This is a genomic window from Streptococcus oralis (genome assembly GCF_019929345.1).
In the GTDB taxonomy this organism is placed as follows: domain Bacteria; phylum Bacillota; class Bacilli; order Lactobacillales; family Streptococcaceae; genus Streptococcus.
Map to the genome: position 1 here is coordinate 1 of NZ_JAHZPJ010000039.1, position 584 is coordinate 584.

1 pseudogene is annotated in these 584 nt (G+C 32.7%); it reads right to left on the reverse strand.

The features are described from left to right. Nucleotides 1-254 precede the first annotated feature (254 nt). A pseudogene (locus K1I97_RS10110) lies at nucleotides 255-477 on the reverse strand (WXG100 family type VII secretion target). Nucleotides 478-584: the final 107 nt, after the last annotated feature.

The window sequence follows — 584 nt, forward strand, 5'->3', positions numbered from 1 at the left end:
ATCTTCATTGACAATGGCCACATTTAGTTTGGTCTGTTGACTTGCTTTTACATTCTTTTCATTATTGATTGTTGTATTTTTTTGGACAGATATATTCAAAACAATCATGGATGCAAGCAAAAACAAGACCAACAAACTGTTTCCTATATACTTATAAACTCTATTCTTTCCCATTTCTCTTTTTATTTATTATCTCTACTACTTACCATAAAAAATAGGAAGGCTCCCGCCTTCCTAAAGCCACTTATAACAAATTAATTAATTTGTGCCGCAATATCTTGGTCAGTTTGTTCAACGATATCCGCCACTTTAAGCAACGAACAAGAAACTATCAAAAGCTGAACCTTTCCAGTTACTTCTGATAGTTTCTTGTTCGTTGCTTAATGTACGAAGAACTTGTCTTACTTCTTCGGCACCACTAGTGTATTTTTGAGCGGATGTACGTAGATCTTCTGGTGTTAATTGAATTAAAGCCATGTGAATCTCCTTTAGTTATTTTAATAATACAACTTCAATATACCACAAAGTTTGACTGAATTCAAGTTTTTTGCGCATCTTTTTTTGTTTTGTTTGATTTTTAGCTC